The organism is Marinicauda salina, assembly GCF_003122085.1.
GTDB lineage: Bacteria > Pseudomonadota > Alphaproteobacteria > Caulobacterales > Maricaulaceae > Maricicauda_A > Maricicauda_A salina.
This window is the reverse complement of sequence record NZ_QEXV01000001.1, coordinates 603,448-620,488: the sequence shown is the minus strand read 5'-3', so window position 1 is coordinate 620,488 and position 17,041 is coordinate 603,448. Positions and strand designations below refer to the sequence as shown.

Sequence of the window (17,041 nt, the reverse complement as noted above, 5' to 3'; positions counted from 1 at the left end):
GTCCGATCCGGGACCTCTTCGCGAGTAATCTCCCGGAGGCCCCGGCTCTCGCGCTGCTCAAGACCCTCATCCTGAGGCGCCCGATCCCCTTGACCCTTCGAGGCTCGCTGGGCTCGCACCTCAGGATAAGGGGATCGGGCTCCTCAGGATGCGGGCCTGAACGAGAGGGGCTGCTGCATTCCAAGCTGGAGGCGTGCGCGATTTGGCGCCCTCCCTCCCCTTGATGGGGAGGGTCGCGAGCGCAGCGAGCGGGGTGGGGTGACAGCCGAAAGGCGCTCTACGCTCGCCCCCACCGGACCCGGCCTGCGGCCGGGCCACCCTCCCCACGGAGGGGGAGGGAGGGAGGAAGCGAATCCCGACAGAGGGGACGCCTACCCCTCCAGCCCCGCCAGCGCCCTTGCGAACGCCCGGGCGTCGAAGTCCTGCAGATCGGCCTCGCCCTCGCCGACGCCGATATAGTGGATCGGCAGCTTGAACGTCTCGGCGACCTGGACCAGCGCGCCGCCCTTGGCGGTGCCGTCGAGCTTGGTCATGACGATGCCGGTGATCTCGGCGGCCTCCATGAAGGCCTCGGCCTGGGAGATGGCGTTGGAGCCCACCGTGCCGTCCAGCACCAGGATGGTGTGGTGCGGCGCGGTCTCGTCGAGCTTTCGGACGACGCGGATGATCTTCCTGAGCTCGTCCATCAGCTCGGTCTTGTTCTGCAGCCGGCCGGCGGTGTCGATGAGCACCGCATCATCGCCCTCGCGCCGGGCCTGGTCGACGGCGTCCCAGGCCAGCCCGGCCGCATCCGAGCCCAGCGGGCGGGAGACGAATTTCGCCCCGGCGCGCCCGGACCACACGTCCAGCTGCTCGATCGCCGCGGCGCGGAAGGTGTCGCCGGCGGCCACCACCACGTCGCCGCCGTCGCGCGTCATCTTGACGGCGAGCTTGCCCAGCGTCGTGGTCTTGCCCGACCCGTTGACGCCGACGAACAGCACGATGCGCGGCGCCGGGCCGGACATGTCGAGCGGCTGCTGGTAGGGCAGAAGCGTCTCGGTCACTACGTCGGCGAGCGCTTCGCGGATCTCGGGATCGGTGACCTCCTTGTCGAACTTCTCCTTGGCCAGCTTCGCGACGACCTTCGCCGCCGTCGCCGCGCCGAGATCGGCGGCGATGAGGAGATCCTCGAGCTCCTCGAGCGCCTCGTCGTCGAGCTTGCGCCGGGTGAAGAAGCTCGAGACGGATTCGGAGATCTTCGACGAGGACTTCGACAGCCCCGACGCGAGGCGCGAGAAGAAGCCCTTCTTCCCGGCGTCCGGTTCGGGTTCGGTTTCGGGCTCCGGTTCAGCCGCTGCTTCCGGCTCGGCCTCCGGTTCGGGTTCCGGTTCAGGCTCGAGCGCCGGTTCCGGTTCGGGGGCGGGTTCGGTCGCGGCTTCCGCCTCGGGCTCCGGCTCCTCGGGTTCGACGGCCTCCCGGCTCTCGAATGCCTCGTCGGGCAGGTCGGGACCGTCGGCGAGCGTCTCCGGTTCGGCGGGTTCCGGCTCCGGCGCGCTTTCGCGCGGCTCGGGCGCGGGTTCCGCTTCCGGCTCGGCTGGCGCTTCTTCCGGCGCGGGTTCGGGCGCGGCTTCCTCGACCGGCGCCGCGGCGGCTTCAGCCTCGGCGCGCCGGGCCTCGGCCTCGCGCGCCTCCGCCTCTTCCTTCTTTTTCTTCTTCTTCCGTCCGAAGCCGAACCAGCTCATCGCGCCGCCCCGATCGCCTCCGCCGTCAGCACCTGGCCGTCATGGCCCGTCGCCCGCGCGCGCACAAGCGCGCCGGGGCGCGCCGGCGTCGCCAGGCGCGCCGGCGTGAAATCGGCGGCGCGCGCGAAGCCGGGCTTCTCGACGAGAAACTCCATTTCCGCGCCGACGCGGCCGTCGAGATGACGCGCGCGGGCGGCGTCGCCCTTCTCGCGCAGGCGCCGGGCGCGGTCCTTGATCGCCGCGCCGTCGAGCTGGGGCATGCGCGCGGCCGGCGTGCCCGGGCGCGGCGAGTAGGGAAAGACGTGCAGCCAGGCGAGATCGCATTCGTCGACGAGCCGCAACGTGTTCTCGAACATCGCCTCGGTTTCGGTGGGAAAGCCCGCGATCAGGTCGGCGCCGAAGGCGATGTCGGGACGAACCTTGCGCAGCCGCTCGGTGAGCGCGATCGCGTCGGCGCGCAGATGCCGGCGCTTCATGCGTTTCAGGATCATGTCGTCGCCGGCCTGCAGGGAGAGATGGAGATGCGGGCAGAGCCGCTCTTCCTCGGCGATCGCGGCGAACAGGTCGTCGTCGATCTCGATGGCGTCGATCGAGGACAGCCTCAGGCGCGGCAGGTCGGGAACCTGCTTGAGGATCGCGCGCACCAGCCGGCCGAGCTTGGGTTCGCCGGGCAGGTCCTGACCCCAGCTCGTGAGATCCACCCCGGTGAGCACGACTTCCGAATGGCCGGTTTCGACGAGCCTTCGCACCTGGTCGACGACGTCGCCGGCCGGCGCGGAGCGCGCATTCCCGCGTCCGTAGGGGATGATGCAGAAGGTGCAGCGATGATCGCAGCCGGTCTGGACCTGGACATAGGCGCGCGCCTTGCCGTCGAGCCCGTCGACGAGATGATCGGCGACCTCGCGGACTTTCATGATGTCCTCGACGGCGACCTTTTCGCCGCCGGTGACCGCCTCGGCGCGGAAGGTCTCCGGACGCAGCTTCTCGGCGTTGCCGATCACCCGGTCGACCTCGGCCATGGTCGCGAACTGGTCGGGATCGATCTGGGCGGCGCATCCGGTGACGATCAGCTGCGCGTCGGGCTTGTCGCGGCGCATGCGGCGGATCGTCTGGCGCGCCTGGCGGACGGCCTCGTTGGTCACCGCGCAGGTGTTGACGATCACCGCGTTCTCGAGCCCGCCGGCGCGCGCATGATCGCGCATCACCTCGGACTCCCAGGCGTTCAGCCGGCAGCCGAAGGTGACGATCTCCAGCCCGTCGTCCGCCTCGTCGGCGGCCGCGGCGAGGTTTTCCACAGGCGCGGTCATGGGCGCGGAAAGTGGGGGAGGCGCATCACCCGGTCAAGACGCGCGCAGCCGCGCGCTCGGCGGGGTTCGACGAGGTCGAGCCCGATCTCGCCCTCGAACTCGACCGGGCCGGACAGGTGGACGTGGTCATCGGCGTCCCAGCGCACGCCGAGCGCGCCGCCGTCGGCCTCGACGCGCGCCTCGCGGTCGGCGAGGCCGCGGCGATGCGCGGCGACGAGAGCGGCCGCCGCGCCGGTGCCGCAGGCCAGGGTCAGCCCCGCGCCGCGCTCCCAGACCCGAAGCCGGATATCGTCGCGAGCGCGAATCTCGGCGAAGCCGACATTGGCGCGCTCGGGAAACAGCGCATCGGTCTCCACCTGCGGACCGGTCTCCGCGACGGGAACGGCGTCGACATCGTCGACGAAGAAGACGACGTGGGGATTGCCCATCGACACCGCGCCCGGGCTTTCCAGCCGCCCGCCGCCGGGCAGGTCGACGGCGTAGTCGAGGCTCAGCGCATCCATCTCGCGGGCCAGCGGGATCTCGCGCCAGCCGAAGCGCGGCCGGCCCAGATCGACCTCCGCGCTCCCGTCGGGGAGCCGGCGCGCCGCCAGCGGGCCGCCGGCGCTCGCCATGGCGAGCGTCTCGCGGCCGCCTTCGCCGAAGACCAGGGCGGCGGCGGCGCGCGCGCCATTGCCGCAGGCGCCGACCTCGCCGCCGTCGCGGTTCCAGACCCTGAGCCGGAAATCGGCCGCGTCGCAGGGCTCAAGCACGAGCAGCTGGTCGAAGGGATGCGCCGCCGCGACGGCGCGCACGAGATCGGCGTTCAGCGCGGGCGGCGCGGCGGCGTCGCGCGCGTCGATCACCACGAAGGCGTTGCCCGCCCCGTTCATCCGCATAGCCTTCATGCCTCAGCCCATACGCCTTCCCCGACCGCCCGCCAAGACCGCCGATCAAGCGACGCATAACGGCCTAGTGACTTTGCCGTGTCTCTCACGCAGCTTATTTAGGGGGCCGATGTCGATACCGTTTCTAATTCCTCTGGCGACCGCGCTGATGATGCAGGCGGCCGCGGACGACGCGCCCGACGCGCCGACCGCAGAGTCGCCGCGGCCGGTCGTCGTCGAGCTGTTCACCAGCCAGGGCTGCCCGATGTGCCCCGACGCGAACGCCCTGCTGGAGGAGCTGGGCGAGGACGAGGACGTCATCGCGATCGCCTACGGGGTGAGCTACTGGAACATGTTCGGCTGGGAGGACCGCTTCGCCAAGCCGGAGTTCAACGTCCGCCAGCAGGATTACGTCGCGGCCGGAGAGGCGACGCGGGTCTACACCCCGCACTTCGTCGTCAACGGCTCGCCCGAAAAGCTGGCCTTCCGGCGCGAAACGATCGTCGAGGCGGTGGATGCGGCCCGTCCGTTGCCGCCGCTGCTCGGCCTGGAGGAGAGCGCCGGAGAGATCACCGTGCGCCTCGACGGCCCGGGACGCGAGACCGCGGCGAATGTCTGGATGGTCGAATACGAGCCGGGCGGGCAGGTCATGCGCATCGAGGGCGGCTCGAACGCCGGCGTCGACATGCGCCATTACAACATGGCCACCGGGCTGACCCGGCTGGGCGAGTGGGACGGCGGCGAACTCACCTTCACCTTCCCCGCGCCCGACGAGGACGAGGGTTGCGTGGTGCTCGTGCAGGCCGCCGACGGCGGCCCGGTCCTTGCCGCGGCCCGCCTCGACTAGCCGCCCTCGCCTTCCGGCTCAGGCGGCGCGGGCCGTTCGGCGAGCCCCGTCAGGGGCCGCGTCATCCGCTCATAGGCGTCCTCGCTGACCCGGAAGGCCCAGCCCTCGGCGAGCGCGTCGAAGCGCTCGGCCTCCGCCTGCGCGTCGTCGGTGAGCGCCTGGAAATCGATCGTCGCCCAGGCCGTCCCGTCCTGAATGCGGAAGGTGTAGGCGTAGACCAGCCCGTCGAACGCGCCCCCGGCGTGGCGCGCCACCACCCGGCGCGTGATCTCGGATTCGGGCCGAACGTCGCGGAAGCGCACCCGCGCGCCGGCGACGGCGACGCCGTTGCCGGCGCCGGCGGTGATCATTGACCACCCGTCGGGGCGGCGAAGTTCGAAATTGCGGCTCGCGCGGCCGGGCTTCTCCAGCCGGTAGCCGGGGCCCGACGCCGGCTCGATCTCGGCGGCGGCCACCCGATCGGGATCGATGTTCATGAAGTCGAGCCCGAGCCAGGCCCCGGCGTCGGCGAGATCCGGCAATCGCCCCTCCACCGAATAGGCGCGCGCCCCGCCGGCCGGGCGGATATAGGCGCCGGTCTCGCCGCGCGCGTCGCCCACGATGAGATCGGCCAGGCGCGATCCGTCCTCGGCGACGACGGTGAGGCGCACGCCCTCGCCGCCCGCGGTCGGATCGCCGAGGCCGAGCCGGGAGAGCTTGTCGGGATCGCGCGTCATCACGCGGCGATAGCGCAGCTCGGCGAGCGCGCCGTCGAGCGCGGCGATGCGCTCGGGCCGGACCGGGTATCCGCCGCGCGAGGGCATGGTCCAGCCGTCCTCGCCGCGAACCAGGCGGAACATCGTGTCGGCGGCGGTGATCTCGATGATCTGCGCGGTCTCCGCCTGCGCCGGCCAGTCGGGCAGGACCGGTCCGGCGACCTCAGGCCGGGCGCCCCGCGCGGCGTCGCGCCACAGCGCCACGCCGGCGAGGATGATCACCAGCACGGCCAGCGAGGACAGCCAGGCCGCGGTTCGGCGGCGGCGGGCGGCGGGAGTCGCGGTCATGGCGCGCCTCTCCGGCGCAGGAAGAGGAAGATCGCGCCGAGCAGCGCGACGCCGAGCGGCGGCGCCCACATCGTCCAGAAGACGAGCGCGCGCTCCAGCGCGTCGATCTCGCGCCGGAAGCCGCGCTCGACCTCGCGCAGTCGGGCGCGGGCCTCGACCATGCGCGCGCGCAGCTGTTCGGCCTCGGCGGCCTCGTCGCGGCTGGCGCCCCCGAGGACGGAGGACTCGCCCGCGGCGTTGAGTTCCTCAAGTCGTTCGCGCGCCGCCTCGAGTTCGGCCTCGAGCTCCCTCTGAACCTCGAGATAGCGCGCCTCCGCCTCGGCGCGCAGCGCCTCGACGCGCGTCATCGGCCGCGCCGAGGAAGATCGCGAGCGCAGCGAGACCAGGGCGGGATCACCCGCCAGGCGGTCGGCGAGATTGAGCGCCAGCGCGGGGTTGTCGGCGACGATGCGACCGCCGTCGACGGGATCGGATCGCAGGTAATAGGCCGGGTCCAGCCAGTCGGCGTCGGCGATCACGACGACCTCGCCGGGCCCGGCGGACGCCGACAGGTGATCGGACGGCTCGAACGCGATCTCGCCGGCGGGCGGCCCGTCAGGGTATGCCGTCGAGAGCGCGCCCGAGACACGCGCGGCGAGCGTCAGCGGCGCGTCGTCGTCCGGCGCGTAACCGGCGAGCAGCTCGGCGGGGCCCGGCGAGCCCGCCGCGATGTCGACATCGAGCCGGGCGCCGTCGGGACTGGTGCGCACGAGCGGCTCGAACGCCGTATCCGCGCCCTCGGCGGGGGTCAGAAGCCCCGGCGAGCCGAAATTGATCCCGCGCGCCAGCGCCGCCGTCGCCGGCGACTCCGCGCTCAGACCCGCGGGCGGGGCGGCGAACCAGAGCGGATAGGCGCGCGTGCGCGCGCGTCCGTCCTCGACGACCTGGACGGGCAGGCCGTGGGCGCGGTCCATCACCGCCACGGTCGGATCGTACCGCACGCCCCAGGCGGCCAGCAGCCGCGGCAGATCGGAGGCGCGTTGCGCCTGGACCGGCGGCACGCCGTCCGGGCCGGGCTTGAGCGCCACATGGGCCAGCGGGTCGACGGCGACCAGCACGCGGCCGCGCGACAGCGCGAACTGGTCGACGAGATAGGTCTGGCCCTCGCTCAGCGGCGGGGGGTGCAGGAGAAACAGCGCGTCGACGTCCGGGATCGCCTCGAATCCGGCGTCGAGCCATCTCACGTCGAAGGCGCCCGCGAGCTCGTCGATCACCGGGTTGGCCGAGTCGCCCTCGCCGTCGGGCTCGAAGGGCAGATCGGAGATCACCGCGATCGAGGGGATGCGCGCGCGCTCCAGCTGAGCGATGACGCGAACGAGCTCGTACTCGAGACGCGCCTCGTCGGCCGGGTCGAAGAAGCCGATCATGCGTTCGTCGTCGACGGCGTTCCGGCCGACGAGTCCGAAGAAGATCCGCCCGCCGGCGTCGCCGGAGATCGGCTCGAGACCCGCGGTGATGGCGGCGTCCTCCGCCTCGGAGAACGGCTCGGGGTCGACCTCGTCGAGCCGGATCATGCCGCGGGAGCGCGCCGTCATCGTGCGCAGCAGCTCGCGCACCCGGGCCGCGTAGGCGCGCAGGCCGGGATAGCGCGCGGCTTCGGTGCGCGAGTAATAGAAGGTGAGGTCGACGGGCTCGTCGAGCCGGTCGATCACGGTGCGCGCGCCCGGGCTGAGCGCGTAGAGCCCGCGCTCGGTGAAGTCCGCGCGGACCCCGCGGAGCAGCACGTCGGAGATCAGGTTGCCGCCGGCGAAAAGCACGATCACCGCGGCGATCACCACGGCGGCGAAGCGGGCATGGCTCATCGTCCGCCTCCCCGGTGCGCGTCGACCAGCGTCATCGCCGCGACCAGACCGGCGGCGATCAGCGAGACGAAGTAGACGATGTCGACCGCGCTCACGACGCCGCGCCTGAGCGAATCGAAGCGCGCCAGCGCCGACAGCTCGGCGAGCGCCTCGACCGCCGCGCCGGGCAGCCGCGCGGCCAGCGCGTCGAGGACGAAAGGCAGGCCGGACACGGTGATGAGGAAACAGGCGCCCGCGCCGAGCACGAAGGCGATCACCTGGTTGGACGTCGCCGCGCTGAGCGCCTGGCCGACGGCGAGATAGCCGCCCGCCAGCAGGAGCGCGCCGCCGTAGGCCGTGGCGATGGCGGCGTTGTCGGGCGCGCCGAGATAGTTCACCGCCGCCCACATCGGCGCGGTCAGCGCGAGCGCGATCGCCGCGACCGTCCAGGCGGCGAAGAACTTGCCGGACGCCGCAGCCCAGAGCGGGATCGGCGCGGCGAGCAGCATCTCCAGCGTGCCGCGATCGCGTTCTTCCGACCACAGGCGCATGGCCAGCGCCGGCATGAGAATCAGCAGCAGCCAGGGCATGTAGTCGAACAAGGGCGCGAGATCGGCGCGGCCGGTCTCGAACAGCCCGCCGACATGCCAGGCGAAGCCCGGCGCGGCGATGGCGAACACCACGAGGAACACATAGGCGAGCGGCGTCTCGAAATACGCCGCAAGCTCGCGCCGGTAGACCGCCAGCATCGGCCTCACGAAGCGCCCTCCTCGACCGGCTTGTCCTTGCCCGAAGCGCGTTCGCGGACGATTTCGCGGTCGCCGGCGGTCATCGCGCGGAAGGCGCTCGCCAGACCGCCGTCGGGGCCCGCCGCGGCGAGTTCGTGCGGCGTCTGGTCGGCCACGATCCGGCCGCCGGCGATGACGATGGCGCGGCTGCACACCGCCTCGACCTCGTCGAGCAGGTGCGTCGAGATGATGATGGCCTTCTTCGGCGCCATGTCGCGGATGAGCGCGCGCACCCCGTCCTTCTGGTTCGGATCGAGGCCGTCGGTGGGTTCGTCGAGAATGAGGATCGGCGGGTCATGAGCGATCGCCGCGGCGAGCGCGGCGCGGCGCTTGTAGCCCTTGGACAGCGTGCCGATCGGCTGGCTTGCGGCCGCGCCCAGCTTGGCGAGCTCGAGCGCGCGATCCTCCGCGTGCTTCAGATTCGCGCCCGAGAATCCGCGCGCGCGGAGATGAAAGCGGGTGAAGCCGCGCGGCGTCATGGCGGGATAGGCCGGCGCGCCCTCGGGCAGATAGCCCAGCCGGTTCTGCGCCTCGCGGCGGTCGAGGGCCGTATCGAACCCGTCGAGCAGCGCGCGGCCGGAATCCGGTTCGAGACAGCCGGCCAGCATCCGCATGGTCGTCGACTTGCCTGCGCCGTTGGGGCCGAGAAAACCCAGCACTTCCCCGCGTTCGAGCGTGAAGGACACGCCGTCCACCGCGGCGCGGCCGCGGAATCGCTTGACCAGTTCGTCCGCGACGATCATGGGCCCGTCCGCTGCGCTGTCGTCCCGGCCCTTAGCGATAGCGGAGATAAGCCGGCGACGCCACACGGATAGCAGCCCGGACGTCATCAAATACTGAACGGGCGCGCCGGCGAATTCGTCGGCGCGCCCGAACAGGTCGGAGACGGGGAGTGTCGGCCGGCGGCCCGCCGAGATCCGGGGGGCTGGGGGGGCTGAAAATCCAGATCCAGCGAGTTTGCTCGCCGACCGACCACTGTACGATGGGGTTGGCGTGCGGCGGCGCAAGGACCAAAGTATGGCGGGATTGAGGCGCGCGATGAAAACTTCGTAATGCCTCGCCCCCAGGGGCGCCGCGCCGGCTGGCGCGACGGCGAGGAGGCTGGATGACGGCGACGAGTCCGGACCCGCGCGAAGACGTCGTGATGTTCGAACGCCGGGAGCTGGACGCCATCCTGCGCCTCTACGGCATGATGGTCGCGGCCGGCGAATGGCGCGATTACGCCATCGACGGCCTCAAGGACCGCGCCGAGTTCTCGATCTTCCGCCACGCCGCCGAGCATCCGATCTACCGGATCGTCAAGACGCCGGCCGACGCCCGCCGTCAGGGCGCCTGGAAGGTCGTCGCCGCCTCCGGGCAGATCCTCAAGCGCGGCCATGAGCTGGCGCCGGTGCTGCGCGTTTTCGAGCGCCGCCGCCTGCGCCTGGCCTGAAACGACGACGCCCCGGCCGAGGCCGGGGCGTCGCGCGGTTTCCGGATCGGGTTCGCGCCTACTGGCGATTGCCCAGCATCATCAGGATGACCTGGAACATGTTCACGAACGCGATGTAGAGATTGAGCGCGCCGTAATACGTCATCACGGCCATGGAGCGCTCGTCCCCGGCGATCTCGTAATACATCAGCTTCAGGTTCTGCGTCTGCCAGGCGGTCACGCCGGCCATCAGGCCGAGGATCGCGAACTGGATGAGCCACTGCAGGCCCGAGCTTTCGATGAAGAACACGTTGATCAGGCTGATCACGATGACGCCGATGATCCCCATGAACAGGAAGCTCTGGATCGGCTGCAGATTGGTCTTCGTCGTGTAGCCGTACAGCGACAGGCCGAAGAAGGCCGCCGCGGTGATCACGAAGGCCTGCGCGATCGTGCCGAACGTAATGGAGATCGTGCCGGTGAGCGTCTCCGCCTGGGCGCCGGACGTCGCCAGCAGCACCCACACGCCGAGACCCGAGCCGATCAGGGCGACGACCGACCAGTAGAGCACGGCCGCGCCGGTCGGCGAGGGATTGCGCATGAAGAACATCGAGCCGAACAGCAGCGCGATCGGCCCGAACTGCACGATGTAGAGCATGGGCGGCGACAGCACGAACGCCGTCACCGGCGTCACCGTGCCGACGACATAGGCCAGCACTGCGGAAAGCAGCAGGCCCAGCCCCATCTTGTTGTAGACGCCCAGCATGAAGTTCCGCAGACCCTGGTCCACGGAGGTGTCCATGGTGCGGGCGCCGTAGGCTTGCCGCGAGAAGTCGTTCATCTGTCTCTCTCAACCTTCAGGTTTTCGGCCCGTCATTCTCTGCAGCGGACCGTCGCATCTGAATATCATGCGCGGACCGCCGTGTTTCAAGGAAAACCGGAGGGCGACGGCGCCGCGCCCGATCGCACAACCTTGACCGATCCGGCCCGGCCGTGCCTGTTCGCGTCCATGTCCCTTCGCGTCTTCGCGGCGCTGCCGCTTCCCCCCGAAATCGTCGAGCGCGTCCTGCCGCTGATGAAAGGCGTTCCCGGCGCCAAGTGGCGGCCGCCGGAGAACCTTCACATCACGCTGGCCTTCTACGGCGAGCTGGACGAGGACGTGATCGAGGAGCTCGACCTCGAGCTCGGACGCATCGCCATCCCGCCGTTCGAGCTGCGCCTCGAGGGCACGGGTCATTTCGGCAAGGCCGAGCCGAGCGCGCTCTGGCTCGGGGTGAGCGAGAACCCGCTGCTTCTGGACCTGGCGCGACGCTGCGCGAAGGCCGGACAGCGCGCCGGCGCGCCGCCGGACAAGCGCAACTACCACGCCCACGTCACGATCGCCTATCTCGGCGAGACCGATTTCGTACGGCTGCAGAAATTCGAGAAGCGGCTCAATCTCTACCGCTCGGAGCCCTTCGTCGCCGACCGCTTCCATCTCTATTCGAGCCGCCAGCGCAAGCCCGGCAAGGCGAACGTCTACGAAGTCGAGGCGGAATACCCGCTGCTCGCCTGAGGCGCTCAGATTCGGCGCACCAGCCCCTCGCAGCCCTTCTCGATGAGATCGAGGGCGGCGTCGAATTCGGCGGCGTCGCCGTAATAGGGGTCGGGCACGTCGCGGCCGGCCAGCCCGATCGACCAGTCCATCAGGCGCGAGATCGGCTTTTCAGGCAGCCGGCGCGCCGACAGCGCCGTGCGCAGCCAGCGCAGGTGGCCGCCGTCGAGCGCGATCAGGTAATCGAAGCGGTGGAAATCCTCGTCGACGCACTGGCGCGCCACGCAGCCCGACAGGTCATAGCCGCGCCGCTTGGCGGCTTCGACGGCGCGCGCATCGGCCGGCTGGCCGGCGTGCCAGTCGCCGGTGCCCGCCGAAGCGAAGACGAGGTTCTTGCCCGCGCGCTCGGCGAGGACCGTCGCGACGCCCTGCGCCATCGGCGACCGACAGATATTGCCGGTGCACACGAAGAGGATATGGCGCGTTTTCTCGGGCATCACCGTCGGTTCGATCGGATTGCTGAACGCATACACCGCCGGGGCTTAAGAAGGCGTTCACGCCTGTGGCGCGGTCTCACTCCCCGGCAACGTCGAAGGCGTCCTCGAACACGGTCAGCGTCCAGACCTCTCCTGCGCCGCTCAGGCGGAACACGTCGCCATAGGCCTCCGACGGCAGCCGCCCGTCGACGCAGCCGGCCTCGCCCGCCGCAGCTTCGCCGGCGTACTCGACGATCCACAGGCAGACCGTGTTGGAGTGCTCGGCGACGAGGGTCGCCGGCGCGTCGTCGGCGCGCACCGCGTCGATGGCGTCTTCGCGCGTCAGCGCCACGTCGACCCCGCCGCCGCAGCGCGCGACATGGTCGGGTCCGGCCTGGTGGGGAATGACAGGAACGCCCGCCGCCTCGGCGGTCCGCACCGTGCGGCAGGCCGAGCTGGCGCGGGCGGCGTCGACGCCGCCGACATCCGGTCCGGCGAGAAAGGTTCCGAGACGCGCGACCATCGCTTCGCCGCGCTCGCTCAGCGGACAGTCCAGCGCGTTGCAGTCCTCCGAGATCTTCCGGGCATGGCGCACGACCAGCACCTGCCGCTCCGGCGCGGCGGGCTCGTTCGACATCAGGGCGGCGGCGATCGCGAGGGTCAGCATGCGTTGTTTCTATTGCGAATGCGCCCGGCGGGAAAGGCCGGACTCATCCCTCCATCGCCGCCTTGATCGAGGCGGCGAGCGCCTTGACCTCGTCGGCCCGGGCCGAGCCCTTGCGCCAGGCCACGCCGATCTCGCGGCCGGAGACCGGCGGGTCGAAATGGCGTACGGCCAGATCCATGCCGTCGATGAGACCCGCGTCGAGGGCCAGCTTCGGCAGCAGCGTCGCCCCGAGGCCGCTGCGCACCATCTGCACCAGGGTGTGCAGGCTCGTGGCGGCGAAATCCGATCGCGCCGCGTCCGACGCCGCGCCGCCGGGACCGCCGCCGCACACCGAGAGCGCGTGATCGCGCAGGCAGTGGCCGTCCTCGAGCAGAAGCAGCGGTTCGTCGGCCACCATCGACGGCTCGAGCCGGTTGACCTTGGCGAGCGGATGGTCCGGCGGCGCGGCGAACAGGAATTCGTCCTCGGCGATCACGGTGGTCTCGATGCCCGTCGATTCCCAAGGCAACGCGATGAGCGCGGCGTCGAGCCGCCGCTCCTTGAGCGCGTCGACCAGCCTGTGGGTGAGGTCCTCGCGCAGGAACAGCTCAAGCTTCGGGAACTCGTCGCGCAGCGCGGGCAGGACCTTCGGCAGCAGAAAGGGCGCGATCGTCGGGATGACGCCGAGCCGGAACTGGCCGGTCAGCGGCTCGCCGGCGGCGCGGGCGGCGTGGACCAGATCCTCGGCCTCGGTCAGCATCAGCCGGGCGCGGGCGGCGGCGGTCTCGCCGGCCGGGGTGAGGGTGGCGCCGCGGGCGCCGCGCTCGACCAGCACCGCGCCGAGGGCGTTTTCGAGCTCCTTCACGCCGGCCGACAGCGTCGGCTGGGTGACGTGGGACGCCTCCGCGGCGCGGCTGAACGAGCCGTGATCGGCCAGCGCCACCAGAAACTGAAGCTGTCGCAGGGTCGGAAGTATCGTGCTCATGGCCATTGAAATAGGCTATGGGCGGTTAAGAAACAATCCATTGGATTTATGAGTCTCAGGCGCGCATATACGCATCGCGAAACGGGGCATGCCCCCGTCGCCCCGGCGACCGCCGGGGCGGTCGATATTTGTGAAACGAGTTTTCCGGAGGACGAAACATGCTGGGTATTGGCGACAAGCTTCCCGAGTTCGAAATCGTCGGCGTGAAGCCGGGCTTCAATCAGCACGAGGAGAACGGCGAGTCGGCGTTCGAGCCGATCACCGACAAGAGCTTCGAGGGCAAGTGGAAGGTCATCTTCTTCTATCCGAAGGATTTCACCTTCGTGTGCCCGACCGAGATCGTCGCCTTCGCCAAGCTGAAGGACGAGTTCGAGGATCGTGACGCCGTCGTGATGGGCGGCTCGACCGACAACGAGTTCTGCAAGCTCGCCTGGCGGCGCGAGCACGGCGATCTCGACAAGCTCGACATGTGGCAGTTCGCCGACACGACGGGCTCGCTGGTCGACTCGCTGGGCATCCGCTCGCCCGAAGGCGTGGCCTACCGCTACACCTACATCGTCGATCCGGACGGCACGATCCAGCACGTCTACGCGACGAACCTGAATGTCGGCCGCAATCCGGAAGACACGCTCCGCGTGCTCGACGCGCTGCAGACCGACGAGCTGTGCCCGTGCAACCGCGAGGTCGGCGGCGACACGCTCGCCGCCTAGCACCGGCGACATCGGTCGTCGCGGCTCCTGTCCCCTTTGCGCCGCGACGGCCTTCCTGGCCGCTCCGGACGCCCTCGAGCGTCCCTCCCCCCGACTTGAGGGGCGTCCGGAGCGCGCCAATCCCTTGTTCCAACGCACGCCTCGCCGCGCGCCTTTCGCGCGCCGCCGGCGGTCGCCACACGGAGGCCCAACCATGAGTCTCGACGCTCTCAAGGAACGCATTCCCGAGTACGCCAAGGATCTCAAGCTGAACCTGTCCTCGCTGGCCCGCGAGACCGTGCTCGACGATCAGAAGAAGTTCGGCGCCTTTCTCGCGGCGGCCTACGCCGTGGGCGAGCCCGAAACGCTCAAGTCCATCGCCGCCGAGGTCGAGGGCAAGCTGTCGGGCGAAGCCGTCGCCGCAGCCAGGGCCGCCGCTTCGATCATGGGCATGAACAATGTCTATTATCGCTTCCTGCACCTGGTGAAGTCGCCCGACTACAAGACGCTGCCGGCGAAGCTCCGGATGAACGTCATCGCCAATCCGGGCGTCGACAAGGCCGATTTCGAGCTCTGGTCGCTCGTCGTCTCGGCGATCAACGGCTGCGGCGCGTGCATCGACTCCCACGAGGCCGAGCTGCGCAAGGCGGGTCTGTCGACCGAGCAGATCCAGGCCGGCGTGCGGATCGGCGCGGTGGTCAACGGCGTCGCCGCCGTCGTCCGGGCGGAGAACGCCGCCGCCTGACCGGCGAAGCTCGATAACTTGATATGTTATTAACGCCGCCCGGGATCGCCGGGCGGCGTTTTTTCTATGCAATATCAACCGTATGACACTTTTTTGACAGTTCTCACATTTATCCGTATCCTGATTTTCATGAGCATTGCGATCGATCAAGGTCAGGAGCGCGCTCCGGCGCGCGAACGCGGCGACCGCGGACGGGCGACCTCCGCGCGGCGCTGGTTCTCGCGGCGCACCATCCGCGCCGCCGAGCGTTTCCGCGACATCGCCTGGACGACTCTCGCCACGCGCGGCGCGGCGGCGTTGACGATCGTCGCCATCGCACGCGCCGTGCCCGCCGAGGCCTTCTCGCCGTTCGCGCTGATCGCAGGTCTGGTCTGGCTGGCGATGGTCGGACGAGTCGCGCTCATCAAGACGGCCGACGCGCTGACGCGCCGGCGACGCTGATCAGCGCGCGAACGGGGCGAAGGCCTCGGCGACCGCCCTGTAGACGTCGCGTTTCCACGGAATGATCAGCTCGGGCACGCGTTCGAGACGCTCCCAGCGGAAGCCTTCGAATTCCTGCGGCGGGACCGCCGTGAGATCGAAATCGGCGTCGCGGCCGTGATAGCGGTAGGCGAACCAGCGCTGCTTCTGGCCGCGCCAGCGACCCTTGTCGCCGCGAACCTCCGGCGGGAAATCATACGCCAGCCAGGCGTCGATCGATCCCAGCGGCGCGACCATCTCCGCAGTCGCGCCGGTTTCCTCGTAGAGCTCCCTCAAGGCCGCAGCCTCGGCGTCCTCGCCCGGATCCATCCCGCCCTGCGGCCACTGCCACACCCATGGCCCCGGCGCGCCGAAGCGCTTGCCGATCCAGCACAGCCCCGCCGCGTCGAACAGGACGACCCCGGCATTGGGTCGATGGGCGGGAAAGGGGTCGGGGCCGGCGGCCCTCACGACTCCTGCTCGGCCTCGCCGGCCTGGCGGCGGAGGAGATAGGACGCGGGAGCGAGCTGATAGCCCCGTGCGGCGAGCCCCTCGGCCCAGCGCGCGGTGCGTTCGACGGTCGCGGGGTAGGCGAACCCCGATCCGAGCGCCGCGCCGTCCTGCAGCGCCAGCGCCTCGAGTTCGAGCAGGCGCTCCTCGATGGCGCGCGGCGTCGGGTCGCCGTCGAGGACCCGGTCGGCGAGCTCGAGCCGCGCATCGGCGCGGGACGCGGCGTCGGCCAGCGCCGAGCGCCGGCCGGAGCCGTCGTGGAAGATCGCCACGCCGCGCCGGTCGAGTTCGCGGAAGATCTCGGCCATCGACCCGGGCGCTGTCGCCAGTCGCGCGCCGAGATAATTGATCACGCCGGTATAACCCGCCGCGCGGCTGAGCAGCCATTCCAGGCGCTCGCGGTTCTCCGACGCATCCAGGTCGGCGAGCAGGGTGTGGGGGCCGGGATCGTTGTTGGGGTAATCGAACGGCTCCATCGGCAGTTCGATCAGCACCTCGTGACCGTCCGCGCGCGCCCGGTCGATCCAGTCCTGCAGGTTCGGCGCGTAGGGCACGAAGCTCAGCGTGACCTCCGCGGGCAGGTCCTCGATCGCGGTCTGCGTGATCGCGCGGCTCATGCCGAGCCCGCCCACGACGACCGCGATGGTCGGCGCATCGGGTTCGCCCTCGAAGGGGGCGGCGTACACCTCGGAACCGCGGCGGCCGTCCGCAGCGACCACCGGCAGCGGACCGCCCGGGCCGGGCTCGTAGAGGCCCTCGACGGGCGCGGGCGGCGCCCCGCGCGAGGCCGCTTGCCGATCCGGTTCGGAGCGCGCCCCGGACCCGCTCTGCGGCGCGGTCAACGTTTCGGCGGTCTCGCTCACGCCGGGAAGCGACGCGGCTTCCCCCTCGGTCTCGACGAACTCCACCGGCTCTCCGGCGGCGGCCAGCCCGAGAGGAGGCTCGCTGGCGATCGGCGCGCGGGCGCCGACAGCGACCTGGTCGCTGCGCCCCGTCAGCGCCAGCGCCGCGATGACCGCAATGCAGGCGACGGCGGCCGCGCCCCCCGCGAGAAGCGGAGCGCGCAAAGGTGAGGACTCGGAGCGGCGTGCAAGCATGGCCCTGCGACGGTGAACGGCGGAATCATCCGCCGCCGATCCTCATGGCCGCCGGGTAAAGAAGCGTTAACGAAGCCACGAAAAACCGCAGCCGGGC

General features: G+C 70.6%; 19 protein-coding genes. 6 read left to right on the top strand and 13 right to left on the bottom strand.

The genetic code is table 11. The annotated features are described in order from the left end of the window. Positions 1-371: 371 nt before the first annotated feature. From ftsY to dapF, 3 genes are read right to left on the bottom strand one after another with little or no spacing between them, the layout of a single operon-like run. Positions 372-1,721, bottom strand: a complete 1,350-nt coding sequence (gene ftsY, locus DDZ18_RS02800) for a signal recognition particle-docking protein FtsY (RefSeq protein WP_109251824.1) — start codon at positions 1,719-1,721, stop codon at positions 372-374. Then, on the bottom strand, positions 1,718-3,028 hold the full coding sequence (gene mtaB / locus DDZ18_RS02795; RefSeq protein WP_109251823.1) for a tRNA (N(6)-L-threonylcarbamoyladenosine(37)-C(2))-methylthiotransferase MtaB: 1,311 nt from the start codon (positions 3,026-3,028) through the stop codon (positions 1,718-1,720). Before mtaB ends, ftsY begins: the two co-directional genes overlap by 4 nt. Next, the gene (dapF, locus tag DDZ18_RS02790; protein WP_199241116.1) at positions 3,025-3,915 is read right to left on the bottom strand and encodes a diaminopimelate epimerase; all 891 of its coding nucleotides are present in this window, start codon (positions 3,913-3,915) and stop codon (positions 3,025-3,027) included. Before dapF ends, mtaB begins: the two co-directional genes overlap by 4 nt. A 109-nt stretch (positions 3,916-4,024) precedes the next feature. Between dapF and DDZ18_RS02785 the strand changes: the two genes are divergently transcribed. Then, the gene (locus DDZ18_RS02785) at positions 4,025-4,741 is read left to right on the top strand and encodes a DUF1223 domain-containing protein (RefSeq protein WP_158272044.1); all 717 of its coding nucleotides are present in this window, start codon (positions 4,025-4,027) and stop codon (positions 4,739-4,741) included. On the opposite strand, the gene DDZ18_RS02780 is transcribed toward DDZ18_RS02785, so the two are convergent. Genes DDZ18_RS02780 through DDZ18_RS02765 form a run of 4 tightly spaced genes read right to left on the bottom strand, consistent with a single transcriptional unit; the run spans position 4,738 to position 9,135 of the window. After that, positions 4,738-5,784, bottom strand: coding sequence for a DUF4340 domain-containing protein (locus tag DDZ18_RS02780; RefSeq protein WP_109251821.1), 1,047 nt, complete (start codon positions 5,782-5,784; stop codon positions 4,738-4,740). The genes DDZ18_RS02785 and DDZ18_RS02780 overlap by 4 nt on opposite strands. After that, positions 5,781-7,625 carry a GldG family protein gene (locus DDZ18_RS02775; protein ID WP_109251820.1) on the bottom strand — a complete coding sequence of 615 codons (1,845 nt, stop codon included), beginning with the start codon at positions 7,623-7,625 and terminating at the stop codon, positions 5,781-5,783. The genes DDZ18_RS02780 and DDZ18_RS02775 overlap by 4 nt, the downstream gene beginning before the upstream one ends. Continuing rightward, entirely contained in the window at positions 7,622-8,353 is a 732-nt protein-coding gene (locus DDZ18_RS02770) for an ABC transporter permease (protein ID WP_233245706.1), read from the bottom strand. The genes DDZ18_RS02775 and DDZ18_RS02770 overlap by 4 nt, the downstream gene beginning before the upstream one ends. 5 nt (positions 8,354-8,358) lie before the next feature. Further along, entirely contained in the window at positions 8,359-9,135 is a 777-nt protein-coding gene (locus DDZ18_RS02765; protein WP_109251818.1) for an ABC transporter ATP-binding protein, read from the bottom strand. Between the two features lie 362 nt (positions 9,136-9,497). Between DDZ18_RS02765 and DDZ18_RS02760 the strand changes: the two genes are divergently transcribed. Next, complete coding sequence (locus DDZ18_RS02760; RefSeq protein WP_109251817.1) at positions 9,498-9,824, top strand: DUF2794 domain-containing protein; 327 nt, start codon at positions 9,498-9,500, stop codon at positions 9,822-9,824. 58 nt (positions 9,825-9,882) lie between these two features. Here the strand turns inward: DDZ18_RS02760 and DDZ18_RS02755 are convergent, their stop codons facing one another. Then, positions 9,883-10,644, bottom strand: coding sequence for a Bax inhibitor-1/YccA family protein (locus DDZ18_RS02755; RefSeq protein WP_109251816.1), 762 nt, complete (start codon positions 10,642-10,644; stop codon positions 9,883-9,885). Positions 10,645-10,812: 168 nt separating this feature from the next. On the opposite strand from DDZ18_RS02755, the gene thpR reads away from it, so the two are divergent. Beyond that, a complete protein-coding gene (thpR, locus tag DDZ18_RS02750; protein ID WP_146190590.1) occupies positions 10,813-11,358 on the top strand; it encodes an RNA 2',3'-cyclic phosphodiesterase in 546 nt (181 codons plus the stop codon). A 5-nt stretch (positions 11,359-11,363) separates the two neighbouring features. On the opposite strand, the gene DDZ18_RS02745 is transcribed toward thpR, so the two are convergent. The 3 genes from DDZ18_RS02745 to DDZ18_RS02735 all read right to left on the bottom strand — a co-directional run bounded on the left by DDZ18_RS02745 (position 11,364) and on the right by DDZ18_RS02735 (position 13,444). Then, positions 11,364-11,834, bottom strand: a complete 471-nt coding sequence (locus DDZ18_RS02745) for a low molecular weight protein-tyrosine-phosphatase (protein WP_109252209.1) — start codon at positions 11,832-11,834, stop codon at positions 11,364-11,366. Between the two features lie 76 nt (positions 11,835-11,910). Further along, entirely contained in the window at positions 11,911-12,480 is a 570-nt protein-coding gene (locus DDZ18_RS02740) for a phosphoglycerate mutase family protein (RefSeq protein WP_109251814.1), read from the bottom strand. 43 nt (positions 12,481-12,523) lie between these two features. Further along, positions 12,524-13,444 (bottom strand): hydrogen peroxide-inducible genes activator, encoded by a 921-nt coding sequence (locus DDZ18_RS02735; protein WP_109252208.1) that lies wholly within the window; start codon positions 13,442-13,444, stop codon positions 12,524-12,526. 158 nt (positions 13,445-13,602) lie between these two features. On the opposite strand from DDZ18_RS02735, the gene DDZ18_RS02730 reads away from it, so the two are divergent. The 3 genes from DDZ18_RS02730 to DDZ18_RS02720 all read left to right on the top strand — a co-directional run bounded on the left by DDZ18_RS02730 (position 13,603) and on the right by DDZ18_RS02720 (position 15,319). Continuing rightward, positions 13,603-14,154 carry a peroxiredoxin gene (locus tag DDZ18_RS02730; protein WP_109251813.1) on the top strand — a complete coding sequence of 184 codons (552 nt, stop codon included), beginning with the start codon at positions 13,603-13,605 and terminating at the stop codon, positions 14,152-14,154. A 193-nt stretch (positions 14,155-14,347) separates the two neighbouring features. Further along, entirely contained in the window at positions 14,348-14,878 is a 531-nt protein-coding gene (locus tag DDZ18_RS02725; RefSeq protein ID WP_109251812.1) for a carboxymuconolactone decarboxylase family protein, read from the top strand. Positions 14,879-15,007: 129 nt separating this feature from the next. Then, positions 15,008-15,319 carry a hypothetical protein gene (locus DDZ18_RS02720; protein WP_109251811.1) on the top strand — a complete coding sequence of 104 codons (312 nt, stop codon included), beginning with the start codon at positions 15,008-15,010 and terminating at the stop codon, positions 15,317-15,319. On the opposite strand, the gene DDZ18_RS02715 is transcribed toward DDZ18_RS02720, so the two are convergent. After that, a complete protein-coding gene (locus tag DDZ18_RS02715) occupies positions 15,320-15,808 on the bottom strand; it encodes an RNA pyrophosphohydrolase (protein ID WP_109251810.1) in 489 nt (162 codons plus the stop codon). After that, positions 15,805-16,914, bottom strand: coding sequence for a divergent polysaccharide deacetylase family protein (locus DDZ18_RS02710; RefSeq protein ID WP_158272043.1), 1,110 nt, complete (start codon positions 16,912-16,914; stop codon positions 15,805-15,807). The genes DDZ18_RS02715 and DDZ18_RS02710 overlap by 4 nt, the downstream gene beginning before the upstream one ends. Positions 16,915-17,041 lie beyond the last annotated feature (127 nt).

Excerpts from the sequence above, each read along its gene's own strand:
- dapF (WP_199241116.1), bottom strand. The coding sequence starts at position 3,915 with ATGAAGGCTATGCGGATGAACGGGGCGGGCAACGCCTTCGTGGTGATC.
- ftsY (WP_109251824.1), bottom strand. The coding sequence starts at position 1,721 with ATGAGCTGGTTCGGCTTCGGACGGAAGAAGAAGAAAAAGAAGGAAGAG.
- DDZ18_RS02720 (WP_109251811.1), top strand. The coding sequence starts at position 15,008 with ATGAGCATTGCGATCGATCAAGGTCAGGAGCGCGCTCCGGCGCGCGAA.
- DDZ18_RS02765 (WP_109251818.1), bottom strand. The coding sequence starts at position 9,135 with ATGATCGTCGCGGACGAACTGGTCAAGCGATTCCGCGGCCGCGCCGCG.
- DDZ18_RS02725 (WP_109251812.1), top strand. The coding sequence starts at position 14,348 with ATGAGTCTCGACGCTCTCAAGGAACGCATTCCCGAGTACGCCAAGGAT.
- DDZ18_RS02755 (WP_109251816.1), bottom strand. The coding sequence starts at position 10,644 with ATGAACGACTTCTCGCGGCAAGCCTACGGCGCCCGCACCATGGACACC.
- DDZ18_RS02745 (WP_109252209.1), bottom strand. The coding sequence starts at position 11,834 with ATGCCCGAGAAAACGCGCCATATCCTCTTCGTGTGCACCGGCAATATC.
- DDZ18_RS02735 (WP_109252208.1), bottom strand. The coding sequence starts at position 13,444 with ATGAGCACGATACTTCCGACCCTGCGACAGCTTCAGTTTCTGGTGGCG.
- DDZ18_RS02775 (WP_109251820.1), bottom strand. The coding sequence starts at position 7,625 with ATGAGCCATGCCCGCTTCGCCGCCGTGGTGATCGCCGCGGTGATCGTG.
- mtaB (WP_109251823.1), bottom strand. The coding sequence starts at position 3,028 with ATGACCGCGCCTGTGGAAAACCTCGCCGCGGCCGCCGACGAGGCGGAC.
- DDZ18_RS02780 (WP_109251821.1), bottom strand. The coding sequence starts at position 5,784 with ATGACCGCGACTCCCGCCGCCCGCCGCCGCCGAACCGCGGCCTGGCTG.
- DDZ18_RS02770 (WP_233245706.1), bottom strand. The coding sequence starts at position 8,353 with ATGCTGGCGGTCTACCGGCGCGAGCTTGCGGCGTATTTCGAGACGCCG.
- DDZ18_RS02785 (WP_158272044.1), top strand. The coding sequence starts at position 4,025 with ATGTCGATACCGTTTCTAATTCCTCTGGCGACCGCGCTGATGATGCAG.
- DDZ18_RS02730 (WP_109251813.1), top strand. The coding sequence starts at position 13,603 with ATGCTGGGTATTGGCGACAAGCTTCCCGAGTTCGAAATCGTCGGCGTG.
- DDZ18_RS02760 (WP_109251817.1), top strand. The coding sequence starts at position 9,498 with ATGACGGCGACGAGTCCGGACCCGCGCGAAGACGTCGTGATGTTCGAA.
- thpR (WP_146190590.1), top strand. The coding sequence starts at position 10,813 with ATGTCCCTTCGCGTCTTCGCGGCGCTGCCGCTTCCCCCCGAAATCGTC.
- DDZ18_RS02740 (WP_109251814.1), bottom strand. The coding sequence starts at position 12,480 with ATGCTGACCCTCGCGATCGCCGCCGCCCTGATGTCGAACGAGCCCGCC.